Raw genomic sequence first — 23,148 nt, forward strand, 5'->3', positions numbered from 1 at the left:
CGCTTGCGTGAGTCCCAATACGGGGCAAGCACGGGCGGCAGCCCTGGCAGCGCCCGCCTCACGCCAGCTGCCCGAATCATCCGTTTTCAGGGCGAATGCAGCCACAAGCTGCAGGCTGGTCTCATCCGCGTGCGGGCATGCCTTATCCTGTCGCCTGCGCTGCCGTCCGCGTGCCCCTGCGTGTCTCGCGTGCATCACATCCGGCCGCAGCGATGGCGCTGCGCCGCTCGCGACTTGTTGCGCGTTCGCCGATCCGATCAACCCCGTTTGCCCGTACCAGGCTTTTCAACCGACCGCCCGCCGTGAAACCGATCCTCAAATCCAACAAGTTGCAGAACGTCTGCTACGACATCCGCGGGCCGGTGCTCGAGCATGCGAAGCGCCTCGAAGAAGAAGGCCACCGCATCATCAAGCTGAACATCGGCAATCTCGCGCCGTTCGGTTTCGACGCACCCGACGAAGTCATCCAGGACATGATCCTGAACCTGCCGGGCTCCTCGGGCTATTCGGACTCGAAGGGCGTGTTCGCCGCGCGCAAGGCGATCATGCATTACGCGCAGCAAAAGGGCGTTAAAGGCGTCGAACTCGACGACATCTACATCGGTAACGGCGCGTCCGAACTGATCGTGATGGCCATGCAGGCGCTCCTGAACGACGGCGACGAAGTGCTGCTGCCCGCGCCCGACTATCCGCTCTGGACCGCGGCGGTGAGCCTCTCCGGCGGCACGCCCATTCACTACATCTGCGACGAATCGAACGCGTGGATGCCGGACCTCGATGATATCCGCGCCAAAATCACGCCGAATACGCGTGCGCTCGTGGTCATCAACCCGAACAACCCGACCGGCGCGCTGTACTCGGACGAACTGCTGCGCGGCCTGATCGAGATCGCGCGCGAACACGGCCTGATCCTGTTCGCCGACGAGGTCTACGACAAGATCGTCTACGACGGCAAGACGCACACGGCGCTCGGCTCGCTCTCGGAAGACGTCCTCACGGTCACGTTCAACAGCCTGTCGAAGAGCTATCGCGCGTGCGGTTACCGCGCGGGCTGGATGTTCCTCTCGGGCATGACGGGCGAAAACCGTCGCCGCGCCAAGGATTACACCGAAGGTCTGGGCATTCTGGCGTCGATGCGCCTGTGCGCGAACGTGCCGGGCCAGTACGCCATCCAGACCGCGCTGGGCGGCTACCAGAGCATCAACGAGCTGATCCAGCCGGGCGGTCGCCTGTATCGTCAACGCGATCTGGCCTACAACATGCTCACGTCGATTCCGGGCGTGACCTGCGTGAAGCCCGAGGCGGCGCTCTACATGTTCCCGCGCCTCGACCCCAAGCTCTATCCGATCCAGGACGACCAGCAGTTCATCCTCGATCTGCTGCTGCAGGAGCGCGTCCTGCTGGTGCAGGGCACGGGCTTCAACTGGAAGCAGCCGGATCACTTCCGCGTGGTGTTCCTGCCGAACGTCGACGACCTGACCGATTCGATCAACCGGATCGCGCGCTTCCTCGACGGTTATCGCCAGCGTCACGGCACCTGATTACGCGCACGGCGCGACCCGCATTTCCGCATTTTTCTATTCACACTCTTAGACGAACACACGCTGCATGGAACCGATCAAAGTAGGTCTCTTGGGCTTCGGCACGGTGGGCAGCGGCACCTTCACGGTACTGCGCCGCAACCAGGAAGAAATCAAACGTCGCGCGGGCCGCGGCATCGAGATCGCGCGCATTGCCGTGCGCAATCCGGCCAAGGCCACCGCGGCGCTCGGCACGCAAGCCGGCAGCGTCGATCTGACGACCGATTTCAACGCCGTGGTCGACGATCCGTCGATTGCGATCATCGCCGAAATGATTGGCGGCACCACGCTCGCCAGGGATCTCGTGCTGCGTGCGATCGGCAACGGCAAGCACGTCGTCACGGCCAACAAGGCGCTGCTGGCGGTGCACGGCACGGAAATTTTCCAGGCTGCGCGCGCCAAGGGCGTGATGGTCGCGTTCGAAGCGGCGGTGGCGGGCGGCATTCCCATCATCAAGGCGCTGCGCGAAGGTCTCACGGCCAACCGCATCCAGTACATCGCCGGCATCATCAACGGCACGACCAACTACATCCTGTCGGAAATGCGTGAGCGCGGCCTCGACTTCGCGACCGCACTGAAGGGCGCGCAGGAACTGGGCTACGCGGAAGCGGACCCGACCTTCGACATCGAAGGCGTGGACGCCGCACACAAGGCCACGATCATGAGCGCGATCGCGTTCGGCGTGCCCGTGCAGTTCGACAAGGCTTACGTGGAAGGCATCAGCAAGCTCGACGCCATCGACATCAAGTACGCCGAGGAACTGGGCTACCGCATCAAGCTGCTCGGTATCGCGCGCCGCACGGAGAAGGGCATCGAGCTGCGTACGCATCCGACGCTGATTCCCGCGAAGCGTCTGCTCGCCAACGTGGAAGGCGCGATGAACGCGGTCGTGGTGCATGGCGACGCCGTGGGCACGACGCTGTACTACGGCAAGGGCGCGGGCGCGGAGCCGACGGCTTCGGCGGTGGTGGCCGATCTCGTCGACGTGACGCGTCTGCATACGGCCGATCCGGAACATCGCGTGCCGCATCTGGCGTTCCAGCCGGACAGCCTCTCGAACACGCCGATCCTGCCGATCGACGAAGTCACGAGCGGTTACTACCTGCGCCTGCGCGTGGCCGACCAGACCGGCGTGATGGCCGACATCACGCGCATCCTCGCGGATAGCGGCATCTCGATCGATGCGCTGCTGCAGAAGGAATCGGAAGACGTCGATGCGCAAGGCAAGGCCGAGACCGACATCATCCTGATCACGCACGAAACGATCGAAAAGAACGTGAACGCGGCGATCGCGCAGATCGAAAAACTGGCGACGGTGAAGTCGTCGGTGACGAAGCTGCGCATGGAAGGACTGAACTAATCAGGCGTCGAAAGACGAAGGTAAGGCAAAGGCAATGAATTACGTATCTACGCGCGGCGCGGGCGCCGGCGAGCATCATTCGTTTTCGGACATCCTGCTGGGCGGCCTCGCGCGCGACGGCGGCCTCTATCTGCCGGCCGACTATCCGCAGATCGGCGCGGACGAACTCGCGCGCTGGCGCGGTCTGTCGTACGCCGATCTCGCGTTCGAGATTCTCTCGAAATTCGCCGGCGACATTCCCGCCGACGACCTGCGCGACATCACGCGCCGCACCTATACGGCGCAGACGTACTGCAACGTGCGTCACGGCGAAGACGCGAGCAAGATCACGCCGCTGACCACGCTCGGCGAAGAAAACGGCGCGACGCTCTCGCTGCTCGAACTGTCGAACGGCCCGACGCTGGCGTTCAAGGACATGGCGATGCAGCTGCTCGGCAATCTGTTCGAGTACGCGCTTGCCAAGGCTGGCCAGCAACTGAACATTCTGGGCGCGACTTCGGGTGACACCGGCAGCGCCGCCGAATACGCGATGCGCGGCAAGAAGGGCGTGCGCGTGTTCATGCTCTCGCCGCACAAGAAGATGAGCGCGTTCCAGACGGCGCAGATGTTCAGCCTGCAGGACCCGAACATCTTCAACCTGGCGGTGGAAGGCGTGTTCGACGACTGCCAGGACATCGTCAAGGCGGTGTCGAACGATCACGCCTACAAGGCGCAGCAGAAGATCGGCACGGTCAACTCGATCAACTGGGCGCGTGTCGTCGCGCAGGTCGTGTACTACTTCGCCGGCTATTTCGCGGCGACGAAGAGCAACGACGAGCGCGTGTCGTTCACGGTGCCGTCGGGCAACTTCGGCAATGTGTGTGCGGGTCATATCGCGCGCATGATGGGTCTGCCGATCGAAAAGCTCGTGGTGGCCACCAACGAAAACGACGTGCTCGACGAGTTCTTCCGCACGGGTATCTACCGTGTGCGCGCCTCGGCGGAGACGTATCACACGACCAGCCCGAGCATGGACATCTCGAAGGCCTCGAATTTCGAGCGCTTCGTGTACGACCTGCTGGGCCGCGATCCGGCGCGCGTGACGCAGTTGTTCCGCGACGTGGAAGAAAAGGGCGGTTTCGATCTGGCTGCGAGCGGCGACTTTGTGCGCGTGCAGCAATTCGGCTTCGTGTCGGGTCGTAGCAGCCACGACGACCGTATCGCGACGATCCGCGACGTGCATACGCGCTACAAGACGATGATCGACACCCACACCGCCGATGGCGTGAAGGTGGCGCGCGAGCATCTGCAACCTGGCGTGCCGATGATCGTGCTGGAAACGGCTCAGCCGGTGAAGTTCGGCGAGACGCTTCGCGAAGCGCTGGAATGCGAGCCGGAGCGTCCGGCGGCGTTCGACGGTCTGGAGGCGCTGCCGCAGCGCTTCGAAGTCATGCCGGCTGATGCTCAGCGCGTGAAGCAGTTTATTGCGGGCCATACGGGTCTGTAAGCACGCGCTAATCAGCCCTCTCCCCCGGCCCCTCTCCCAAAGGGAGAGGGGAGCACGGCCTCCCTCTCCCTTGGGGAGAGGGTTGGGGAGAGGGGGCAACGCTGCGCCCCCGCCGCTACAATATCGGCAGATCATCACTGCCGATGGCGCCCGCGCTCAAGCACCTCATACCGCCGTGCGCCCGGCCACATCCTCCCCGCACATGTCCACGCCCAATACTTCCTCCGCCGCACCGGCTCCGCGCGCGCCGATGATTTCGACCGCCGACGCACTCGCGACCTTGCTCGCCGCCGCCCAACCGCTGGCCCAGACCGAAACGCTCTCGACTTTCGATGCGCTCAACCGCGTGCTGGCGGCCGAAGTCGTTTCGTCGCTCGATGTGCCGCCCATGAACACGAGCGCGATGGACGGTTACGCCGTGCGGGTGGCCGATCTCGCGCAGGGTAGCCGCCGTTTGCCGGTCTCGCAGCGTATTCCAGCCGGACACGCCCCGCAGCCGCTGGCGGCGGGTACCGCGGCGCGCATTTTCACGGGCGCCTCCGTGCCGCCGGGCGCCGATGCCGTGGTCATGCAGGAACAGACCGAAAGCGCCGACGGCGAAGTGACGATCCTCCATAACCCCAAAGCGGGCGAGTGGATCACCGCACAGGGCGCGGATATCAAGAAGGATTCGGTGATCCTGCCGGTGGGCACGCGCTTGAGCCCGGCGGCGCTCGGGCTGGCGGCTTCGGTCGGTTGCGCGACGCTCACGGTTACGCGCCGCGTCAAAGTGGCGGTGTTCTTCACCGGCGACGAACTGACGATGCCCGGCAAGCCGCTCAAGCCTGGCGCAATCTACAACTCGAATCGTTTCACGCTGACGGGGCTGCTGCGCAACCTCGGCTGCGAAGTGACGGATTACGGCATCGTGCCCGACCGGCTCGACGTCACGCGCGAAACGCTGCGCGACGCGGCCGCGACCCACGATCTGATCCTGACCTCCGGCGGTGTATCGGTGGGCGAGGAAGATCACGTGAAGCCGGCCGTGGAAGCCGAAGGCCGCATCGATATGTGGCAGATCGCCATGAAGCCGGGCAAGCCGCTGGCGTTTGGCGCGGTCCGCCGCCCGCAAGGATCGCCTGGATCGGGCGAAGCGTTTTTCATCGGCCTGCCGGGCAATCCGGTTTCGAGCTTCGTCACCTTCCTGCTGTTCGTGCGGCCGTTCCTGCTGCGTCTGGCGGGCGTGGCGCATGTGAGCCCGCGCGCGCTCTCGCTGCGCGCCGATTTCAGCCAGCACAAGGCCGATCGCCGTAATGAGTTCCTGCGCGCGCGCGTGAACCCGGCAGGCGGCCTCGATCTGTTCTCGAACCAGAGCTCGGCGGTGCTGACCTCGACGGTCTGGGGCGACGGCATCATCGACAATCCGCCCAATCACGCGATCAGCGCGGGCGAGACCGTGCGGTTCATCCCCTTTACCGAACTCCTGTACTAAGCGAAGCCGGCCTTATCCGATGAAGATTGAACTGAAGTTTTTTGCGAGCGTGCGTGAAGCACTGGGCGTCGCCGATGAAACGGCTGACGTGCCCGACGGTATCGCCACGGTAGGCGACGTGCGCGGCTGGCTGCGCGCCCGCGGCGGCGTCTGGGCCGAAACGCTGGCGGAAGGCCGCGCGCTGCGCATGGCCTGCAACCACGTGATGACCGAGCCGACCACCCGCATCACCGAAGGCTGCGAAGTGGCGTTCTTCCCGCCGGTTACGGGCGGCTGAGCCCGCGCACAGAAGCAAGCAGAGGAACGAGACTATGCCTGTACGCGTCCAGACCGAAGATTTCGACCTGAGTACCGAAGTCGCGCAGCTACGCGCGCATGATCCGTCGATTGGCGCGGTGGCGTGCTTTGTCGGCACCGTGCGCGATCTCAACGACGGCAGCAGCGTCGCGGGCATGGAGCTCGAGCACTATCCGGGCATGACGGAAAAGGCGCTCGAAGCGATTGTCGTGCAGGCGCGCGAACGCTGGCCCGGCATCGACGTGCTGATCGTGCATCGGGTCGGCAAGCTCGCGCCGCTCGACCAGATCGTGCTGGTTGCGACCACGTCGAAGCATCGCGGCGATGCGTTTGCGTCCTGCGAATTCGTGATGGACTACCTCAAGACCGAGGCGCCGTTCTGGAAGAAGGAAGAAACCGAACACGGCGCGCGTTGGGTCGATGCGCGTGTCAGCGACGACGCGGCGCTCGCGCGCTGGGGCGTGAAGTCGGGGAATGCGGCTGGGGAAGGGTGATTTCGCGCATTCCAGTGATAGAAGCCGTCGGTTGAAATGACGGCTTCTACGTGCGCACGCAATGGCAGCGATCAACCGATCCGGCGCACACCCATCACCGATGCCATCCGCACCGCCGGTTGCGGCAACGCGGCCATCTGCGTACGCGCCGCTTCGACACTTGCATCGAAAGCCATGCGCGCGGCTCCGCTGAGCGGGGCGACGAAATCGTGCGAAGTCAGCGTCAGCGGATCGACCGGCTGGTCGTTGCGGCGCACCTCGAAATGCAGATGCGGCCCGGTCGTCGTGCCAGTGCGGCCGACATAACCGATTACCTGACCCTGCTCGACGCGCTGGCCGAAGCGCAGACCCGCCGCCCAGGAAGCCAGATGCGCGTAGCGGGTCGAATAACCGTCGTCGTGACGCAGCACGACCAGCTTGCCGTAACCATGCCCGCGCGTGGCCAGCGCCAGCGTCCCGGAAGCCGCGGCATAGATCGGCGTGCCCACGGGCGCGGTCAGATCGACGCCTTCATGAAAACGCGGCTCGCCATAAACCGGGTGCGTACGCATGCCAAACGGCGAACTCACGCGCCGGTAGTCCAGCGGCATCGCGAACGGCTTGCCGGTCAGCAACGCACCGTCGAGCGTGTAGTACGCACCGCGCGAGGCGCCGGGCGCCGTGAACCACAGCGCGTCGTAGGTCTCGCCATGCAGGCGCAACGAGATCGACGCCACGCGCGGCGTCTGCGGGTTATCCGCGCTGTCCAGCATGACGCGATACGTGTCGCCGGGCTGGGCCGGAGCGTCGAGATCGACATGGCCCGCAAAGAGGGTGTCGATCTGCGCGGCGATGCTGGCGGGCAAACCGGCCTGGGCGAGCGAGTCGCGCAAGGTCGTGTCGATCGGGCCGGCTGCGGCCTGGGTCAGGTTCGCAGGCGAGCCGAAAGCCGCGGCGTCGCCGCTCACCAGTTCGATCACATGGCCGAACCACTGGCGTGCGTTCGACTCGCTGGAGTCGTTGGCCGATGCCGTTTCCTCGACAGGCAGACACATCGAGGCGAGGCGCGAGCACACGGTAGCGCTCGCACGCTCGTCCCGCTCGGCCGCTGGCGGTTTCAGGCCAAAGGGCGCGGCGTCGTCATCGGCGCCGTTACTGGCACTCAACGCATACGGTTGGGCAAAGACGCCATCGACGTCACGCAGGGACGGCCAGATGGCATCGAATGAAGTCGTGGGCTGCGCGCCCGGCAAAGTCATTTCGTTCGCAAACGGGGCGCGGGTGAAGGCCGAACCCTGGCTGAACGCCGTCGAAGCGGCAGCGTGCGCGCCAGGCGCGGCGGTCGTGCCGATCCACAGGGCGACCAGTGCGGCAACGCCGCTGAGCGTCTTGCGTTTGAGCGGCAGATCGACTGCCGCGGAAATGTCTTGCCCGCGCGCGAGGAGTGAGCGTAAGTCCATCACGTCGGATTCTCGCGGTTAGAAACAAAGGAACGCGGGCAGGAGCGGCCAGGCCAGGCATGGCAGCGGCGCGTGGCGAGGAACAGGTCTTCGCGCCGCGCAGCCCAACGAGCGATGAACAAATTTTACGAATCCGCTTAACGGGATTCTGTAGAACGAGTTCGAATGCGGCGGGAAGAAGATGGGGCGAGTCGCTCAGGCGAGCGACCTTATGCGCATAAAACGGGGCGGATTGGCGGGCGTCTAATGCAACTAACAGCCAGAACTGCCAGGACGCGACCCATGGGCGGGTCGTCAAACTCAAGCCACTTCGTCGTGATCCATCGAGCGGCCGATGATTTTGGCCGGAAACGGCTCGCCAGCCGGACGTTCGGGGAGATCGTGGCCGTGGCCTGCGGGATGGCGTCGCGGCGCGATTGCGTCGAGGATTGCCTGTTGCTCGGGCGGAATCTGAAAATCCCAGCCGAAGCGGCTCAACTGCAGGCTCTGTGCGATCCGCAGCGCCGGCTCCATAAAGCGCACGGCGGCGGCCGGTTCGTAATGCGCCTGCACGGTATCGAGAAACAGATAGAGCCAGTGGCTGAAATGCTTCGGCTCGATCCCCGGCACGGGCTCGTGCGCCTGTTGCACATTGCCGCGATACGATTTGCTGCCCAGTACGAGACTCGACCAGAAACGGCACATCTTCGGCAGATGTTCGTCCCAGCGGCCAGCCAGCGCGCCGTCGAAGACCGGGCCGAGCAGGGCGTCCGCGCGCACGCGGTCGTAGAACGCGTAGACCAGTTCGCGGATGTTGTCTTCGGTGGGTTCGGTGTGGCGCGCGCGGGCGCTGGCGTCGGCTTGCATCATGATGGAACGGGCCTGAATCAGCTGACCATCATACCCGGCCAACCTAAAACGTGCATGCCGCTTGCATGTTAATGTACGGATTCCTCTTTAGCACGCCTGTTCGAACCCTGTCGCCATGAGACTGACCGATTACACCGATTACTCGCTGCGCGTGATGCTGTACCTCGCGCTGCGCCGCGACGGCCTGGCGACGATTCAGGAAATCTCGGACGCCTACGGCATCTCCAAGAACCATCTGATGAAGGTGGTGCAGCGGCTGGGCGAGCTGGGCTGGGTCGATACCGTGCGCGGCCGCAACGGCGGCTTGCGGCTCGCGCCGGACTCGCGCGCGCTGAGCATCGGCGCGGTGGTGCGCAAGACCGAAAACGACTTCGCGCTGGTCGGCTGCTTTCCCGACGAGCGCGGCGATCGCCGGCAGTGCGTCATAGAGCCGCAATGCCGCCTCAAGCATGCGCTGGCGGCCGCGCGTGACGCCTTCCTCGCCGAACTCGACCGCCACACCATCGGCGAACTTGCGCAGCCGGCCAATGAACTGACCGGCCTGCTCGGGCTCGCGCCCATCGAATTCGTGCCGAATGCCGCCGCAGGCGTTGCGCGCGGCGCGCCCACGCGCGAGCATTGACGCACCCACATCCCGTTTTTTCCGCCAGACTTGCTCCAGCTTTGCCGGCCAACGCCGTCACGGCTGGCGGCCGACCGACGCTTGCCGTAAAAATCGGAAAAAATGACGTGATCGGCGCTTGAAAATGGCGCAGGACCCCTTAGATTTGGTGACAGTCAAGAATACTGGAGGTCTCGCTTTAAATGAGAATCGACAAACTCACCACCAAGTTTCAGGAAGCACTCGCCGACGCCCAAAGTCTCGCCGTCGGCCACGATAATCAATACATCGAACCGGTTCACCTGCTGGCGGCGCTCGTCGCGCAACAGGACGGTTCCGCGCGCTCGCTGATGTCGCGCGCCGGCGTGCAGGTTCAGGCGCTGCAGAACGCGCTGAACGACGCCATCAACCGTCTGCCGCAGGTGCAGGGCACCGACGGCAACGTGCAGGTCGGGCGCGAACTCACGGGCCTGCTCAATCAGGCCGACAAGGAAGCGCAGAAGCTCAACGACACCTACATCGCCAGCGAGATGTTCCTGCTGGCGGTCGCCGACGATAAAGGCGATGCCGGCCAGATCGCGCGCAAGAACGGCTTGACGCGCAAGGCGCTCGAATCGGCGATTGTGGCCGTGCGCGGCGGTGCGCAGGTGCACAGCCAGGACGCCGAAAGCCAGCGCGAAGCGCTCAAGAAGTACACCGTCGATCTGACCGAGCGCGCGCGCGCCGGCAAGCTCGATCCCGTGATCGGCCGCGACGACGAAATCCGCCGCTCGATCCAGATCCTGCAGCGCCGCACCAAGAACAACCCGGTGCTGATCGGCGAGCCGGGCGTGGGCAAGACGGCCATCGTCGAAGGTCTCGCGCAGCGCATCGTCAACGGCGAAGTGCCGGAAACGCTCAAGGGCAAGCGCGTGCTGTCGCTCGACATGGCGGCGCTGCTCGCGGGCGCGAAGTATCGCGGCGAATTCGAAGAGCGTTTGAAGTCGGTGCTCAGCGATATTGCCAAGGACGAAGGCCAGACCATCGTCTTTATCGACGAAATCCACACGATGGTGGGCGCGGGCAAGGCCGAAGGCGCGATGGATGCGGGCAACATGCTCAAGCCGGCGCTGTCGCGCGGCGAGCTGCACTGCATCGGCGCGACCACGCTCGACGAATATCGCAAGTACATCGAAAAGGATGCCGCGCTGGAGCGCCGCTTCCAGAAAGTGCTCGTCGACGAACCGTCGGTCGAGGCGACCATCGCGATCCTGCGCGGTCTGCAGGAGAAGTACGAGCTGCACCACGGCGTCGAAATTACCGATCCGGCGATCGTCGCGGCGGCGGAACTGTCGCATCGCTATATCACGGACCGTTTTCTGCCGGACAAGGCCATCGACCTGATCGACGAAGCCGCTTCGAAGATCAAGATGGAAATCGATTCGAAGCCTGAAGAGATGGACAAGCTCGACCGTCGTCTCATCCAGTTGAAGATCGAGCGCGAAGCCGTCAAGAAGGAAAAGGACGAAGCGTCGCAGAAGCGTCTGCAACTGATCGAGGAAGAAATCGATCGGCTGAGCCTCGAATATAAGGATCTCGAAGAGATCTGGACGGCGGAAAAAGCGGCCGTGCAGGGTAGCGCGCAGATCAAGGAAGACATCGACCGCGTGCGCGCCGAGATCACGAAATTCCAGCGCGACGGCAAGCTCGAAAAGGTCGCGGAACTGCAGTACGGCAAGCTGCCGCAACTCGAAGCGCAACTCCGGCAGGTCGCGCAGGCCGAGGCCAGCGAGCAGAGCAATCCGACGCGTCATCGTCTGCTGCGCACGCAGGTGGGCGCCGAGGAAATCGCCGAAGTCGTGTCGCGTTCGACCGGCATTCCGGTCTCGCGCATGATGCAGGGCGAGCGCGAAAAGCTGCTGCTGATCGAGGACAAGCTGCACGAGCGCGTGGTCGGCCAGGACGAGGCAATCACCGCCGTGGCCGATGCGATCCGCCGCTCGCGCGCCGGTCTCGCGGACCCGAACAGGCCGTATGGCTCGTTCCTGTTCCTCGGGCCGACGGGCGTGGGCAAGACCGAGCTGTGCAAGGCGCTCGCGGGTTTCCTGTTCGATTCGGAGGATCATCTCATCCGCATCGACATGAGCGAGTTCATGGAGAAGCACAGCGTCGCGCGTCTGATCGGCGCGCCGCCGGGCTATGTCGGTTACGAGGAAGGCGGTTATCTGACCGAAGCGGTGCGCCGCAAGCCGTATAGCGTGATCCTGCTCGACGAAGTCGAAAAGGCCCACCCGGACGTCTTCAACGTGCTGCTGCAGGTGCTCGACGACGGCCGTATGACCGATGGCCAGGGCCGCACCGTCGACTTCAAGAACACGGTGATCGTGATGACCTCGAACCTCGGTTCGCATCTGATCCAGTCGATGGCGGGCGAGCCGCAGGAAGCCGTCAAGGAAGCGGTGTGGAACGAAGTGAAGCTGCAGTTCCGCCCTGAATTCCTCAACCGGATCGACGAAGTCGTCGTGTTCCATGCGCTCGGCAAGGCGAACATCGAGTCGATCGCGAAGATCCAGTTGCAGCGTCTGCGCGAGCGTCTGGAGAAGCTCGACATGGAGCTGGTGGTGTCGGACGAAGCGCTCGGCAAGATCGCCGATGTCGGCTACGACCCGCTGTTCGGCGCGCGGCCGCTCAAGCGCGCGATCCAGCAGGAGATCGAAAATCCGGTCGCCAAGCTGATCCTCGCGGGCAAGTTCGGGCCGAAGGACGTGATTCCCGTCGATGTCCAGGACGGCAAGCTGGTGTTCGAGCGCGTCGTGCACTAACACGCCGCGATGGTGCGGGCCGGGAGGCGCGCGCCGCTGCAAACGCAAAGGGCTCCCCAATCGGGGAGCCCTTATTCATGGTCGCGGCAGTGGTTTAGGCTTGCTTGTTACCGCCAAACAGCGAGGCCAGACCGCCGAGCGTGCCCAGCACGCTTTCCGAATTGATCAGACCGCCTTGCGGGACTTCGCCATTGGGCGTGCCGGCATTGACGATGTGCGGCAGCACCTGGGCGAGCAGGCCGCTCACCTGGCTCGGCTCCATGCCAACCTTCTGCGCGAGACCCGAAACCACATCCGAGCCCAGTACGTTGTGCAGTTGATCGCCGGAAACCTGCTGGTTCTCGCCGTTGCCGACCCACGATTGCACGACGTCGCCGAGGCCGCCTTGCTGGAACTTCTGGATCAGGCCGTTCAGGCCGCCCGGCTGGTTGTTGACGAATTCCATCGCAAGCGCGAGGAGTTGGGCCTGGCCGCCGCCTTGTTGCTGTTGCGACGAACCAAGCAGGGAACCGAGGGTATCAAGCAGGCTCATGACGATCTCTCTGAATAATGGCCGTGGCGGGGGCCGCGGCCGTTGAGTGGGGCGGCGCGCAACGGGCGCGCCGGAAATGAAAGCTGGAAACGTAGACGCCGGATTGGCACGCGAGTTTCAGGCACCTGTTTTAAGTACCTGAGGCGGCGGTAGCCGACGCTGCCTTGCTCTTCTTGGCCTTCTTGCCTTTCTTCGCCGTCGTGTCCGAAGCCGCACCCGGCGCGGAGGCGGCGGTGCCTGCATCGGCGGCGCTTGCTGCGGCGTCCTTCTTGCTCTTGCGCTTGGACTTGCTGGCCTTGGCGTCCGAAGCGGCTTGCGGTGCGGTCGTGGCAGCGGGTGCCGGCGTGCCTTGAGCCGTGGTGGTCGCCGGGTTCGGCGCGGTGCCTGTCGTCGCTGCTGCCGTGCCCGTGCTCTTGCTGCTCTTGGCCGATGCAGCCGGTTTGCCCGCCGGCGGCGCCGACGAGCCGTTGATCGTCAGACCGGCCGCTTCGAGGTTCTGCACCGACTTGGGACCAATGCCCTTGACGCGATTCACGAGATCGTCGGCGTCCTTGAACGGCCCGTTCTTGCTGCGTTCGTCGAGGATCGCCTTGGCGTGGGCCGGGCCGATGCCCTTGACCGATTCGAGCGCGGTCTGGTCGGCGCTATTGACTTCGACGGCGGCGGCAAGCGCGGCGGACAGCGAAAATCCGATGGCGAGAAACAGCATCAGCAACTTCTTGAGCATGGCAATCACTCCATTGAGGGCATTTCAGTTAGCCGGGAACGGACGACGCATCCAGTCTGGTGCTGCGCTACAAGAATAGGACAGTTGACGTATCCGTGGACGGGAAGCGGTCGATTTATACCCACGCTTTCGTGGCAAGACAATCGCACCGCACAATATTTAATACTTCTGTGCAATCCGGTGGCGCGATCGAGGCGGCGCGCGCCAGCATGGTGCGTATTTTCAGGCCCGATGCGGCCCGACGATCCCAAGCTTCGCAATCCGCCGATAAAGCGTTGCGCGCGAGATGCCGAGCGCCGCTGCCGCCGCGTTCGGGCGCCAGCGATGCGCCGTGAGCGTGGCGAGGATGCGTGTGCGTTCGTCGGCTTCGGTTTCGTTGGCGTTCGAGTCGCTCAATGCGTTCGAGGCGTCCGAGGCGTTTTGACGCGTTCCCGTTGTGCTGGCCGCGCTGCCCGGCGGCAATTGCGCCGCGAGATCGGCGCTCAAGTGACGCGCTTCCACGCGCACCGTGTCGCACACCGCGCATGCGTAGCGCATTGCATTGCGCAACTGGCGCAGATTGCCGGGCCACGCGTAGGCCGCAAGACGCGCGGCTAGCGCCGTGTCGAGCGCGAGCGGGCGTCCGGCCGCCTGCGCTTCCTCGGCAAACACCGTGTCGATCAAGGTGTCGATATCGCGCCGCTCGCGCATCGGCGGCAGCGTGAGAACCGCGCCGCACAGGCGGTAGTAGAGATCGTCGCGGAAGCTGCCGGCGGCCGCCATCTGCGCGAGATCGCGGTGCGTCGCGCAGATCACATCGAGTTCGACGCGCGTGGGCGCTTCGCCGCCCAGCGGCAGCACTTCGCCTTCCGCGAGCACGCGCAGCAGCCGCGTCTGCAACACGAGCGGCATATCGCCGATTTCGTCGAGAAACAGCGTGCCGCCATCGGCCATCGCGATCTTGCCGCGTGCGCCGTGGCGTCGCGCGCCCGTGAACGCGCCCGGCGCATAGCCGAACAGTTCGCTCTCGATCAGCGCTTCAGGCAGCGCGCCGCAATTCACCGCCACGAACGGCCGGTTGCGGCGCGGCCCCGAGTCGTGGATCGCGCGCGCAAACACTTCCTTGCCCGCGCCCGTTTCGCCGAGCAGCAGCACCGGCAGGCGCTTGCCCGCCACGCGCTGGGCGATACGGGCGTTTTCCGCGACACGCGCATCGGCGCTGCGCAGAAACGGGCCGAGCGCGCTGCGTTCGTGCGCCTCGTCGCCGGGCGTGGCGCGCGCATCGCGCAGCGGCGTCGCGCCATGCAGATCCGGCGCGGCGCTGCGTCCGGTACGCGCAAGCGGCGCGCGAATGCGCGCGTAAAGCATCGCGCCGCTCGCGCGCAGGCGCAGCGCTGCAATCGCTTCGATCCGGCCGATATCGCGCAACTGCACATGCGAGGAATCGAAAATCTCGTCGATATGGCGCGGCGCATCGAGCCCGGCGATGCTTTCGCGCGCGCGCCGGTTCGCCGCCACCACGTTGCCGTTTTCGTCGAAGGCGATCAGTAGTTCGGGCTGCGCCTCGACGTAATTGCGGTTCTGATGCCCGAACAGAATCCAGCACGCCGAGGTGCGATGCAGGAAGTAGCCGTCTTCGATCAGCGTGGCGCTCTGGCGCACCAATTGATTGACGATGCGCTGGCTGTCGCGGTTGTCGGGCGACTGCACGGCGGACGCATCGAGCACGCCGATCAGCTCGCCGCCCGGCGCGAAGATCGGCGCGGCGCTGCAGGTGAGCGTCGTGAACGCGGCGCGAAAGTGATCGGTCTTGTGCACTGTGATGGGCGCGAGATCGGTGAGCACGCTGGCGATGCCGCAGGTGCCTTCCTCGCTTTCCGACCAGCACGAGCCGACGTAAAGGCCCGCGTGCTTGAAATCGTTGCGCCGCTCGCGGTCGATGCGCGAATCGATGGTGACGCCGTGCGCGTCGGTCAGCATCACGCAGTAATCGGCGTCGCGCACGGTTTCGTGCAGGCGCGTGAGGCATTGGCCCGAGGCGCGTAGAAACGCTTCCTCGCGATCGCGGATTTCGCGCAGCTCGGCGGTGCTCAGCACGCGCGGGCCGATCACCGAGCCGGGATCGAGCTGATAGCGCTCGAACGAGCGCTGCCACGACGACACGAGGCGTGGCGAGTCGGACGGCGCAGGCAGCCGGCCTTCGACGGCGCCGCGCACGCGTTCGGCGTGCCGGGTGGGCGCTAGAGCGTAGGGCATGGGCGATTCCAGTCGATTTCAGCCGATCCAGAGGAGCGCTGCGAGCGGGCGGCGCGACCTTTTGTAGCACATTCGCCGCGCGCGATCACACCGCAGCGCAGCAAGCGAGACGCCTGAGACGATCGTCTCAACGGGCATCGAGACGATGTTGAGACGCCGCGTCAAAGCGTGTGACGCCCTTGTGGCAAGGCTTTGGCGCGGATGGCGTTTGATGGCGAGGCGAGGGCGGCGGGAAGCGACCGTCGTGGGCGCGTCGCTTGAGACGTTCGCGAGCCTTTTCGGACCGTTGCCGCTGCCCAGCTGCGGCTACCGCAAACGCCCGCGACTCAAGCGTTCGAGCGCCATCGCCATCGTTTTTAGCGCGATTGGCATAACGCTTGCAGAGAGTGTTGCCATCAAAGGCGCGCTCACGCCGCTATTAGCGTCGAGCGTAGCCATCACAACACGTCCACGCACGCCTCGCGATGCGTGGACAGGAGACAACGCCCGTGACGACGCCCGTGACCGTAGGCGTGATCGCGAACCCGGCATCGGGTCGCGATATCCGCCGCCTCACCACGCATGCTTCCGTATTCCCGACGGCGGAAAAAGCCAATATGGTCGTGCGCCTGCTGGCCGGCCTGGGCGCACTGGGCGTCGATCGCGTGCTGACGCTGCGCGACCGCACCGGCGTGGCGGCACTGGTGCTGCGCGCGATCGAAACCCATGCGGCCGTGGCCGCGCACGAGCGCTGGTCTGCCGTCGAGTTCATCGATCTGCCGATGAGCGATAGCGTCGCCGATACGCACGCGGGCGTCGCGCATATGGTTCGCGAGCAGGTCGCGCTGATCGCCGTCCTGGGCGGCGATGGCACCCATCGCGCGGTCGCGGCGCATTGCGGCACGACGCCGCTCATCGCGCTGTCCACCGGCACCAACAACGCGTTCCCCGAACTGCGCGAAGCCACCGTCGCCGGCATGGCGGGCGCGCTGGTGGCCACGTGCGCCGTGCCTGCCGAAGCCGCGCTGGTGCGCAACAAGCGGCTCGTGGCGCGCTGCGTGGAAGGGCCCAATCGCGGCCACGAGGAGATCGCGCTGGTCGATATCTGCGTATCGCGCCAGCCGTTTATCGGGGCGCGTGCCATCTCGGATAGTTCGGATATCGAATCGTTATTTCTGGCTTTCGCGCCGCCGGACGGTATCGGGCTGGCGTCGATTGGCGGCGCGTGGGCGCCCGTCGCGCGCGACGCCGCGCATGGCTTGCACATGACCTTCGTTCATCCGCGGGAACACAACGAAGCGGGCTTGCCGCTGATCGCGCCCATCGCGCCGGGCCGCATCGAGCGCGTGACGCTGCGCACCTGTCAGCGTCTCGAAGTCGGCATGGCGCTGCCGCTCGACGCGGGCCACGGCACGCTGGCCTTCGATGGCGAGCGCGAGATCGAACCGTCGCGCGGCGATCGCTACGAGGTTTCGCTCGACTGGCAAGGCCCGTTGACCGTCGATGTCGCCCGCACGCTGCGCTATGCGGCCTCACACCAGTTGATGCGCGAGGCCATCGGGCGCGACTGATTGATTCGAAACCAGACCTCAACGAAAAAGGAGGCAACAGCGATTCCGGCGGCTTCGCTTTCCCAGGCGCGCGCCGCCGGTTGCAGTGCTGCAGGCATACACCGTGTCTTATCGACAGGAGACAACCATGTCAGGCCAGTTGAACAAGGAGCAGTTGCTGAATGCCTATCGCTCGATGCGCACGATCCGCGAATTCGAGGAGCGTTTGCACGTCGAGTTCGCGACCGGCGAGATTCCCGGCTTCGTGCACCTCTATGCGGGCGAGGAGGCGTCGGCGGTCGGCGTCATGAGCCATCTGAACGATCGCGATTACGTGGCCACCACGCACCGCGGCCACGGCCATTGCATCGCCAAGGGTGTGGATGTGCGCGAGATGATGGCCGAGATTTACGGCCGCGCAACCGGTTCGTGCCGCGGTAAAGGCGGCTCGATGCACATCGCCGATCTGGCCAAGGGCATGCTGGGCGCGAACGGCATCGTGGGCGCGGGCGGCCCGCTCACCTGCGGTGCGGCGCTCGCGGCGAAGCAGAAGAAAACCGGCGGCGTGGGCGTGTGCTTTTTCGGCGATGGCGCCTCGAATCAAGGCGTGATTTTCGAATCGATGAATCTGGCTTCGGTCTGGCGTCTGCCGGTGATTTTCGTGGCCGAAAACAACGGCTACGCGGAAGCGACGTCATCCACGTGGTCGGTCGCCGCCGATAACATCGCCGATCGCGCCAATGGCTTCGGCATGCCGGGCGTGATCGTCGACGGTTTCGATTTTTTCGCCGTGCACGAAGCGCTGGGCGAAGCGATTGCGCGGGCGCGTAACGGCGGTGGCCCGACGCTGGTGGAGATGAAACTGTCGCGCTATTTCGGCCATTTCGAAGGCGATGCGCAGACCTATCGCGCGCCTGGCGAAGTGCAGAAGCTGCGCGAAGAAAAGGATTGCCTGAAGCGCTTCGAAGAGCGCGTGGTGCGCGCAGAGCTGGCCAATACCGACGATCTGCGCAAGGTGGACGCCGAAGTCAAGGCGCTGATCGACGACGCCGTGGCCAAAGCGAAGGCCGCGCCGTTGCCCGCGCCCGAAGCGTTGCTCACGGACGTGTACGTGTCGTATCCCTGAACGCATTGCAGGTCAATCATCAGGATTCCCGATCAAGGAGACGAAAATGGCACGGAAAATCACCTATTCGCAAGCGATCAACGAGGCGCTTGCACAAGAAATGTCGCGCGACGACAGCGTGATCGTGATGGGCGAAGACAACGCGGGCGGCGCGGGCGCGCCCGGCGAGCAGGATGCGTGGGGCGGCGTGCTGGGCGTGACCAAAGGGCTTTACGGCAAATTCCCGGGCCGCGTGCTCGATACGCCGCTTTCGGAAGGCGGTTTTATCGGCGCGGCGGTGGGCGCGGCGGCGTGCGGCATGCGCCCGGTGGCGGAGCTGATGTTCATCGACTTCATGGGCGTGTGCTTCGATCAGATCTTCAATCAGGCCGCGAAGTTTCGCTATATGTTCGGCGGCAAGGCGGTGACGCCGGTGGTGATCCGCACGATGTACGGTGCGGGTTTGCGCGCGGCGGCCCAGCACTCGCAGATGCTGACTTCGCTTTTCACGCATATTCCGGGGCTCAAGGTCGTGTGCCCGGCTACGCCTTATGACGCGAAAGGGCTGATGATCGCGGCGATCCGCGACAACGATCCGGTGATCTTCTGCGAGCACAAGCTGCTCTACACGATGGAAGGCGATGTGCCCGAAGAGTCGTATTCGATTCCTTTCGGCGAGGCCAATATCGTGCGCGATGGCGACGACGTCACGATCGTCACCTACGGGCGCATGGTGCATTACGCGCTCGACGCCGCGCAGAAGCTCGCGAAAGACGGCATCGAAGCCGATGTGATCGATCTGCGCACGACGTCGCCGCTCGACGAGGACACGATTCTGGAGAGCGTCGGCCGCACCGGCCGCATCGTGGTCGTGGACGAGGCGAACCCGCGCTGCTCGATGGCCACCGATATCGCCGCGCTGGTGGCGAGCAAGGCGTTTGGCGATCTCAAGGCGCCCGTGCGCATGGTCACTGCGCCGCATACGCCGGTGCCGTTCGCGGCCTCGCTCGAAGATCTCTATATCCCCTCGGCCGATCAGATCGCCGAAGCCGCGCGCGCCGCAAGGAGCTGACGTTATGCCGATTCACATGATCACGATGCCCAAATGGGGCTTGTCGATGGAGCAGGGCCAGGTGAACGGCTGGCTCAAGTCGCCGGGCGACACGGTTACGAAAGGCGACGAACTGCTGGACGTCGAGTCGGACAAGATCGCGTCGGGCGTCGAATGCGCGTTCGAAGGCATTTTGCGGCGGCAGATCGCGCAGGAAGGCGACACGCTGCCGGTGGGCGCGCTGCTCGGTGTCGTTGCCGATAGTGAAATTTCGGATGCCGAAATAGATGCGGCCGTGAGCGAATTCCAGCGTGATTTCGTGCCCGCGAAAGCCGGCGAGGCGGACTCAGGCCCGCAGCCCGAAAAGACGCAGATTGGCGGGCGTACCGTGCGCTGGTTGAAGCTCGGTGAAGGCGGCGGCACGCCCGTGGTGCTGATTCATGGCTTTGGCGGCGACCTCAACAACTGGCTGTTCAATCACGCCGATCTCGCCGCGGACCGCACCGTCTGGGCGTTCGATCTGCCGGGGCACGGCGAGTCGGGCAAGGCGGTAGAAAGCGGTGCACTCGACGAACTCGCGCAGAGTGTGATCGCTTTTCTCGACGCGCAGCAAATCGAGCGCGCCAATCTGGTGGGCCATTCGCTGGGCGGCGCGGTGGCGATGGCGGTCGCGGACAAGGCGCCTGCGCGCGTGGCATCGCTGGCTTTGATCGCGAGCGCCGGGCTGGGCGACGACATCAACGGCGCGTATATCGAGGGCTTTGTTGCGGCGGCGAATCGCAATGCGTTGAAGCCGCACGTGACGAAGCTGTTCGCCGATCCGGCGCTGGTGACGCGTCAGCTTGTCGAAGACCTCGTGAAGTACAAGCGGCTCGAAGGCGTGCAGGAGGCGCTCGGCAAGATTGCGGCGCAGGCGTTCGAGGGCGGCGCGCAGCGGCGTGTGTTCCGCGACCGGCTCTCGACGCTTGCGCCGAAGGTGCTGGTGGTCTGGGGCGAGACCGACCAGATCATTCCGGCGCGGCATGCGCAGGGTCTGGCGCCGGTCGTGCGCGTCGAGGTGATCGCGGGCAAGGGGCATATGGTGCAGATGGAAGCCGCCGCCGAGGTCAATCGACTGCTGAAGGCCTTTTTCGCAGCAGGAGGCTGATCATGGGCGAGGTCGTGTCTCAGGAAGCCGCGCTGCCGGGCGACACCGCGCTCGGTCAGCATGGTCTGCGCAACCGCGACAAGCTTGCGCGCATTCCGGTCAAGATCGTGCCGGCATCGGCGGGCGAGACGCAGCCCAAGCCGTCCTGGCTGCGGGCGCGGCCGCTCATGAGCACGACCGTCGCGGCGGTGGCCGCCGTGCTGCGCGAGCATCGGCTGCATTCGGTCTGCGAAGAGGCGATGTGCCCGAACATCGGCGAATGTTTTGCGCAGCGCACGGCCACGTTCATGATCATGGGCGGGCTGTGCACGCGGCGCTGTCCGTTCTGCGACGTCGCGCACGGGCGCCCCGCGCCGCTCGATGCCGATGAACCCGCGCATCTGGCGTCGGCGGTGGCGGCGTTGGGCTTGCGCCATGTCGTGATTACGTCGGTGGATCGCGACGATCTGCGCGACGGCGGCGCGGGGCATTTCGCGCAGTGCGTCGCGCAGGTGCGGGCCCGCGTGCCGGGTATCGGCGTGGAGATTCTGACGCCGGATTTTCGCGGGCGTATCGATCGTGCGCTGGATGCGCTGTCCGTGGCCTGGCCCGATGTATTCAACCACAACGTCGAGACCGTGCCGTCGCTGTATCGCGCGGCGCGGCCGGGCGCGGATTATCGCGGCTCGCTGGCCTTGCTTGCGCGTGCGAAGGCGGCCAATGCGGCGCTCGTGACGAAATCCGGGCTGATGGTCGGGCTGGGCGAAACCGACGCGCAATTATTGGCGACGATGCGTGATTTACGCGCGCACGACGTCGAGGTGCTGACGATCGGGCAGTATCTCGCGCCGTCGCGGTTTCACTTGCCGGTGCGGCGTTATCTGCCTCCGGGCGAGTTCGCGGCGCTGCGCGAGGCGGGATTGCAGATGGGATTTCGCGAAGTGGTGGCCGGGCCGCTCGTGCGCTCTTCGTATCATGCGGCGCAGACGGTGGAGGCGGCGCGCAACGCTGGCTAGTCGATATCGCAACTAACAGCCAAGCCAGCATGAATCGATGACACCGAAGGCGCGCTCACCGCGCGCCTTCGGCTTCAAACGTCAAACCTCAGCCCGCAGATAGCGCGTACTCACGCGCGACAGATACACCACCAGACCCGCACCCGCGATCACCAGACTCGCCGCATTGGCGATCCAGAAACCGCGTGCACCGGTTGCCCAGGCGGGCAGGGTGCCGAACACATCGAAACCGAGCGCATAGCCGCCGCCCAAGCCCACGCCCCAGAGCGCAATCGCGTAGATGACCGTCGGCACCACGGCGACCTTGTAGGCGCGTAGTGCGAAGGCCGTCGTGATCTGCAGCGCGTCGAACACGTGATAGACCGTGACGATCGCCACGAGCGGCATCGCCGCCACGGCGACCGCCGGATCGGGCGTATAGCCGCCGATAATCAGCGGGCGCAGCACGTACACGATCGCGCCATAGCAGCACGCGATCGCCACCGCCGTCATCACGCCATGCCGCGCGAGCGTGCGCGCCTCGGCGTGACGTCCGCCGCCCAGCGCCTGCGCCACCAGCGTCGACGTCGCCACGCCGATCGAAAGCGGCGTCATATACAGCACCGCGCCCATATTCCCGGCGATCTGATGCCCGGCGAGCGTCGTCGTGCCCAGGCGCGCGATGAAGATCGCCATGAAGGTGTACGACGTCACTTCGATCAGATACGACAGCCCCATCGGAATGCCGAGCTTGAGCAACTCCGCCTGGCGCTTCCACACCGGCCAGCAGAAGTGTTTGAAAATCTCGAACGGCGCGAACACGTCGATGCGCGTGAACGCAACCGCCGCGCACAGCGCCAGCGCCCAGTTGATCGACGTACTCGCCAGCGCGCAGCCAGGTCCGCCGAGCGCGGGCACGCCCAGACCGCCGAAAATCAGCCACGTATTGAGCGGTATCTTGAGCGCGAGCGCGCCCACCTGCAGAAACATCACCAGACGCGGACGGCCCACCGCATTGGTCAGCGAGCTATAGATGCGGAACGCCAGACTCGCGGGCAGCCCGAAAGAAAGCAGCCGCAGATAGCCGATGGTGCGATCGCGCAGCGCGTCTGGCGCGCGGGCGAGGTCGAGCAGCGGGCCGGGGAAATAGAGAATCGTGAAGCCGATCACCATCAGCACAAGCGCGAGCCAGAAGGCCTGACGCACTTCCTCGCCGATCTCGGTGTCCTTGCGCGCGCCGTAGAGCTGCGCGGCCACCGGCTGCAGCGCCGAGAGTATCCCGGTGAGGCCGATATAGACCGAAACGTAAATCGACGAACCCAGCCCCAGCGCGGCCAGGTCGAGCGCCGAATAGCGGCCCACCATCGCCGTATCGATCACGCCGAACGCGATGATCGCGAGCTGGCCGACCAGCACCGGCCAGGCGAGGCCGGCGATGCGCCGGACGTCGCCGATGAAAGTCGTGGTCAC

Annotated in this window: 19 protein-coding genes; 13 read left to right on the forward strand and 6 right to left on the reverse strand. The window is 65.2% G+C overall.

Features of this window, described 5'->3' with window-relative positions; translation table 11 throughout:
* Positions 1-302 precede the first annotated feature (302 nt).
* From U5A67_RS21785 to U5A67_RS21810, 6 genes are all read left to right on the forward strand, one after another.
* Positions 303-1,541 carry a pyridoxal phosphate-dependent aminotransferase gene (locus tag U5A67_RS21785; RefSeq protein WP_205983947.1) on the forward strand — a complete coding sequence of 413 codons (1,239 nt, stop codon included), beginning with the start codon at positions 303-305 and terminating at the stop codon, positions 1,539-1,541.
* A gap of 67 nt (positions 1,542-1,608) precedes the next feature.
* Positions 1,609-2,940 carry a homoserine dehydrogenase gene (locus tag U5A67_RS21790; RefSeq protein WP_321815822.1) on the forward strand — a complete coding sequence of 444 codons (1,332 nt, stop codon included), beginning with the start codon at positions 1,609-1,611 and terminating at the stop codon, positions 2,938-2,940.
* A 34-nt stretch (positions 2,941-2,974) separates the two neighbouring features.
* A complete protein-coding gene (gene thrC, locus U5A67_RS21795) occupies positions 2,975-4,426 on the forward strand; it encodes a threonine synthase (RefSeq protein WP_321815823.1) in 1,452 nt (483 codons plus the stop codon).
* Positions 4,427-4,676: 250 nt separating this feature from the next.
* On the forward strand, positions 4,677-5,897 hold the full coding sequence (glp, locus tag U5A67_RS21800; RefSeq protein WP_415767895.1) for a gephyrin-like molybdotransferase Glp: 1,221 nt from the start codon (positions 4,677-4,679) through the stop codon (positions 5,895-5,897).
* A gap of 19 nt (positions 5,898-5,916) precedes the next feature.
* A complete protein-coding gene (moaD, locus tag U5A67_RS21805; protein ID WP_205983951.1) occupies positions 5,917-6,174 on the forward strand; it encodes a molybdopterin converting factor subunit 1 in 258 nt (85 codons plus the stop codon).
* A 34-nt stretch (positions 6,175-6,208) separates the two neighbouring features.
* Positions 6,209-6,688, forward strand: a complete 480-nt coding sequence (locus U5A67_RS21810) for a molybdenum cofactor biosynthesis protein MoaE (protein ID WP_205983952.1) — start codon at positions 6,209-6,211, stop codon at positions 6,686-6,688.
* Positions 6,689-6,759: 71 nt separating this feature from the next.
* Here U5A67_RS21810 and U5A67_RS21815 read toward each other — a convergent pair whose 3' ends face one another.
* Positions 6,760-8,127 (reverse strand): M23 family metallopeptidase, encoded by a 1,368-nt coding sequence (locus U5A67_RS21815; RefSeq protein WP_321815825.1) that lies wholly within the window; start codon positions 8,125-8,127, stop codon positions 6,760-6,762.
* A 300-nt stretch (positions 8,128-8,427) separates the two neighbouring features.
* Complete coding sequence (locus U5A67_RS21820) at positions 8,428-8,973, reverse strand: group III truncated hemoglobin (protein ID WP_415767900.1); 546 nt, start codon at positions 8,971-8,973, stop codon at positions 8,428-8,430.
* 118 nt (positions 8,974-9,091) lie between these two features.
* Between U5A67_RS21820 and U5A67_RS21825 the strand changes: the two genes are divergently transcribed.
* Positions 9,092-9,598: an Rrf2 family transcriptional regulator gene (locus U5A67_RS21825; protein WP_321815827.1), complete on the forward strand. Its 507-nt coding sequence runs from the start codon at positions 9,092-9,094 to the stop codon at positions 9,596-9,598.
* A gap of 182 nt (positions 9,599-9,780) precedes the next feature.
* Positions 9,781-12,378: an ATP-dependent chaperone ClpB gene (clpB, locus tag U5A67_RS21830; RefSeq protein ID WP_205983955.1), complete on the forward strand. Its 2,598-nt coding sequence runs from the start codon at positions 9,781-9,783 to the stop codon at positions 12,376-12,378.
* 94 nt (positions 12,379-12,472) lie between these two features.
* Here the strand turns inward: clpB and U5A67_RS21835 are convergent, their stop codons facing one another.
* The 3 genes from U5A67_RS21835 to U5A67_RS21845 all read right to left on the reverse strand — a co-directional run bounded on the left by U5A67_RS21835 (position 12,473) and on the right by U5A67_RS21845 (position 15,872).
* Positions 12,473-12,910 carry a YidB family protein gene (locus U5A67_RS21835; protein WP_205983956.1) on the reverse strand — a complete coding sequence of 146 codons (438 nt, stop codon included), beginning with the start codon at positions 12,908-12,910 and terminating at the stop codon, positions 12,473-12,475.
* Between the two features lie 130 nt (positions 12,911-13,040).
* Positions 13,041-13,637 carry a helix-hairpin-helix domain-containing protein gene (locus U5A67_RS21840; RefSeq protein ID WP_321815828.1) on the reverse strand — a complete coding sequence of 199 codons (597 nt, stop codon included), beginning with the start codon at positions 13,635-13,637 and terminating at the stop codon, positions 13,041-13,043.
* 222 nt (positions 13,638-13,859) lie between these two features.
* Positions 13,860-15,872, reverse strand: a complete 2,013-nt coding sequence (locus tag U5A67_RS21845; protein ID WP_321815829.1) for a sigma-54-dependent Fis family transcriptional regulator — start codon at positions 15,870-15,872, stop codon at positions 13,860-13,862.
* 488 nt (positions 15,873-16,360) lie between these two features.
* On the opposite strand from U5A67_RS21845, the gene U5A67_RS21850 reads away from it, so the two are divergent.
* The 5 genes from U5A67_RS21850 to lipA all read left to right on the forward strand — a co-directional run bounded on the left by U5A67_RS21850 (position 16,361) and on the right by lipA (position 21,699).
* Positions 16,361-17,422, forward strand: a complete 1,062-nt coding sequence (locus U5A67_RS21850) for an ATP-NAD kinase family protein (RefSeq protein ID WP_321815830.1) — start codon at positions 16,361-16,363, stop codon at positions 17,420-17,422.
* Positions 17,423-17,549: 127 nt separating this feature from the next.
* Positions 17,550-18,527, forward strand: a complete 978-nt coding sequence (locus U5A67_RS21855; protein WP_321815831.1) for a thiamine pyrophosphate-dependent dehydrogenase E1 component subunit alpha — start codon at positions 17,550-17,552, stop codon at positions 18,525-18,527.
* 46 nt (positions 18,528-18,573) lie between these two features.
* Positions 18,574-19,578, forward strand: coding sequence for an alpha-ketoacid dehydrogenase subunit beta (locus tag U5A67_RS21860; RefSeq protein ID WP_321815832.1), 1,005 nt, complete (start codon positions 18,574-18,576; stop codon positions 19,576-19,578).
* A gap of 4 nt (positions 19,579-19,582) precedes the next feature.
* Positions 19,583-20,704: an acetoin dehydrogenase dihydrolipoyllysine-residue acetyltransferase subunit gene (locus U5A67_RS21865; RefSeq protein WP_321815833.1), complete on the forward strand. Its 1,122-nt coding sequence runs from the start codon at positions 19,583-19,585 to the stop codon at positions 20,702-20,704.
* Positions 20,705-20,706: 2 nt separating this feature from the next.
* Positions 20,707-21,699: a lipoyl synthase gene (gene lipA / locus U5A67_RS21870; protein WP_321815834.1), complete on the forward strand. Its 993-nt coding sequence runs from the start codon at positions 20,707-20,709 to the stop codon at positions 21,697-21,699.
* 81 nt (positions 21,700-21,780) lie between these two features.
* Here the strand turns inward: lipA and U5A67_RS21875 are convergent, their stop codons facing one another.
* Positions 21,781-23,148 (reverse strand): MATE family efflux transporter, encoded by a 1,368-nt coding sequence (locus U5A67_RS21875; RefSeq protein ID WP_321815835.1) that lies wholly within the window; start codon positions 23,146-23,148, stop codon positions 21,781-21,783.

The organism is Paraburkholderia sp. J69-1 (genome assembly GCF_905220255.1).
Lineage (GTDB): Bacteria > Pseudomonadota > Gammaproteobacteria > Burkholderiales > Burkholderiaceae > Paraburkholderia.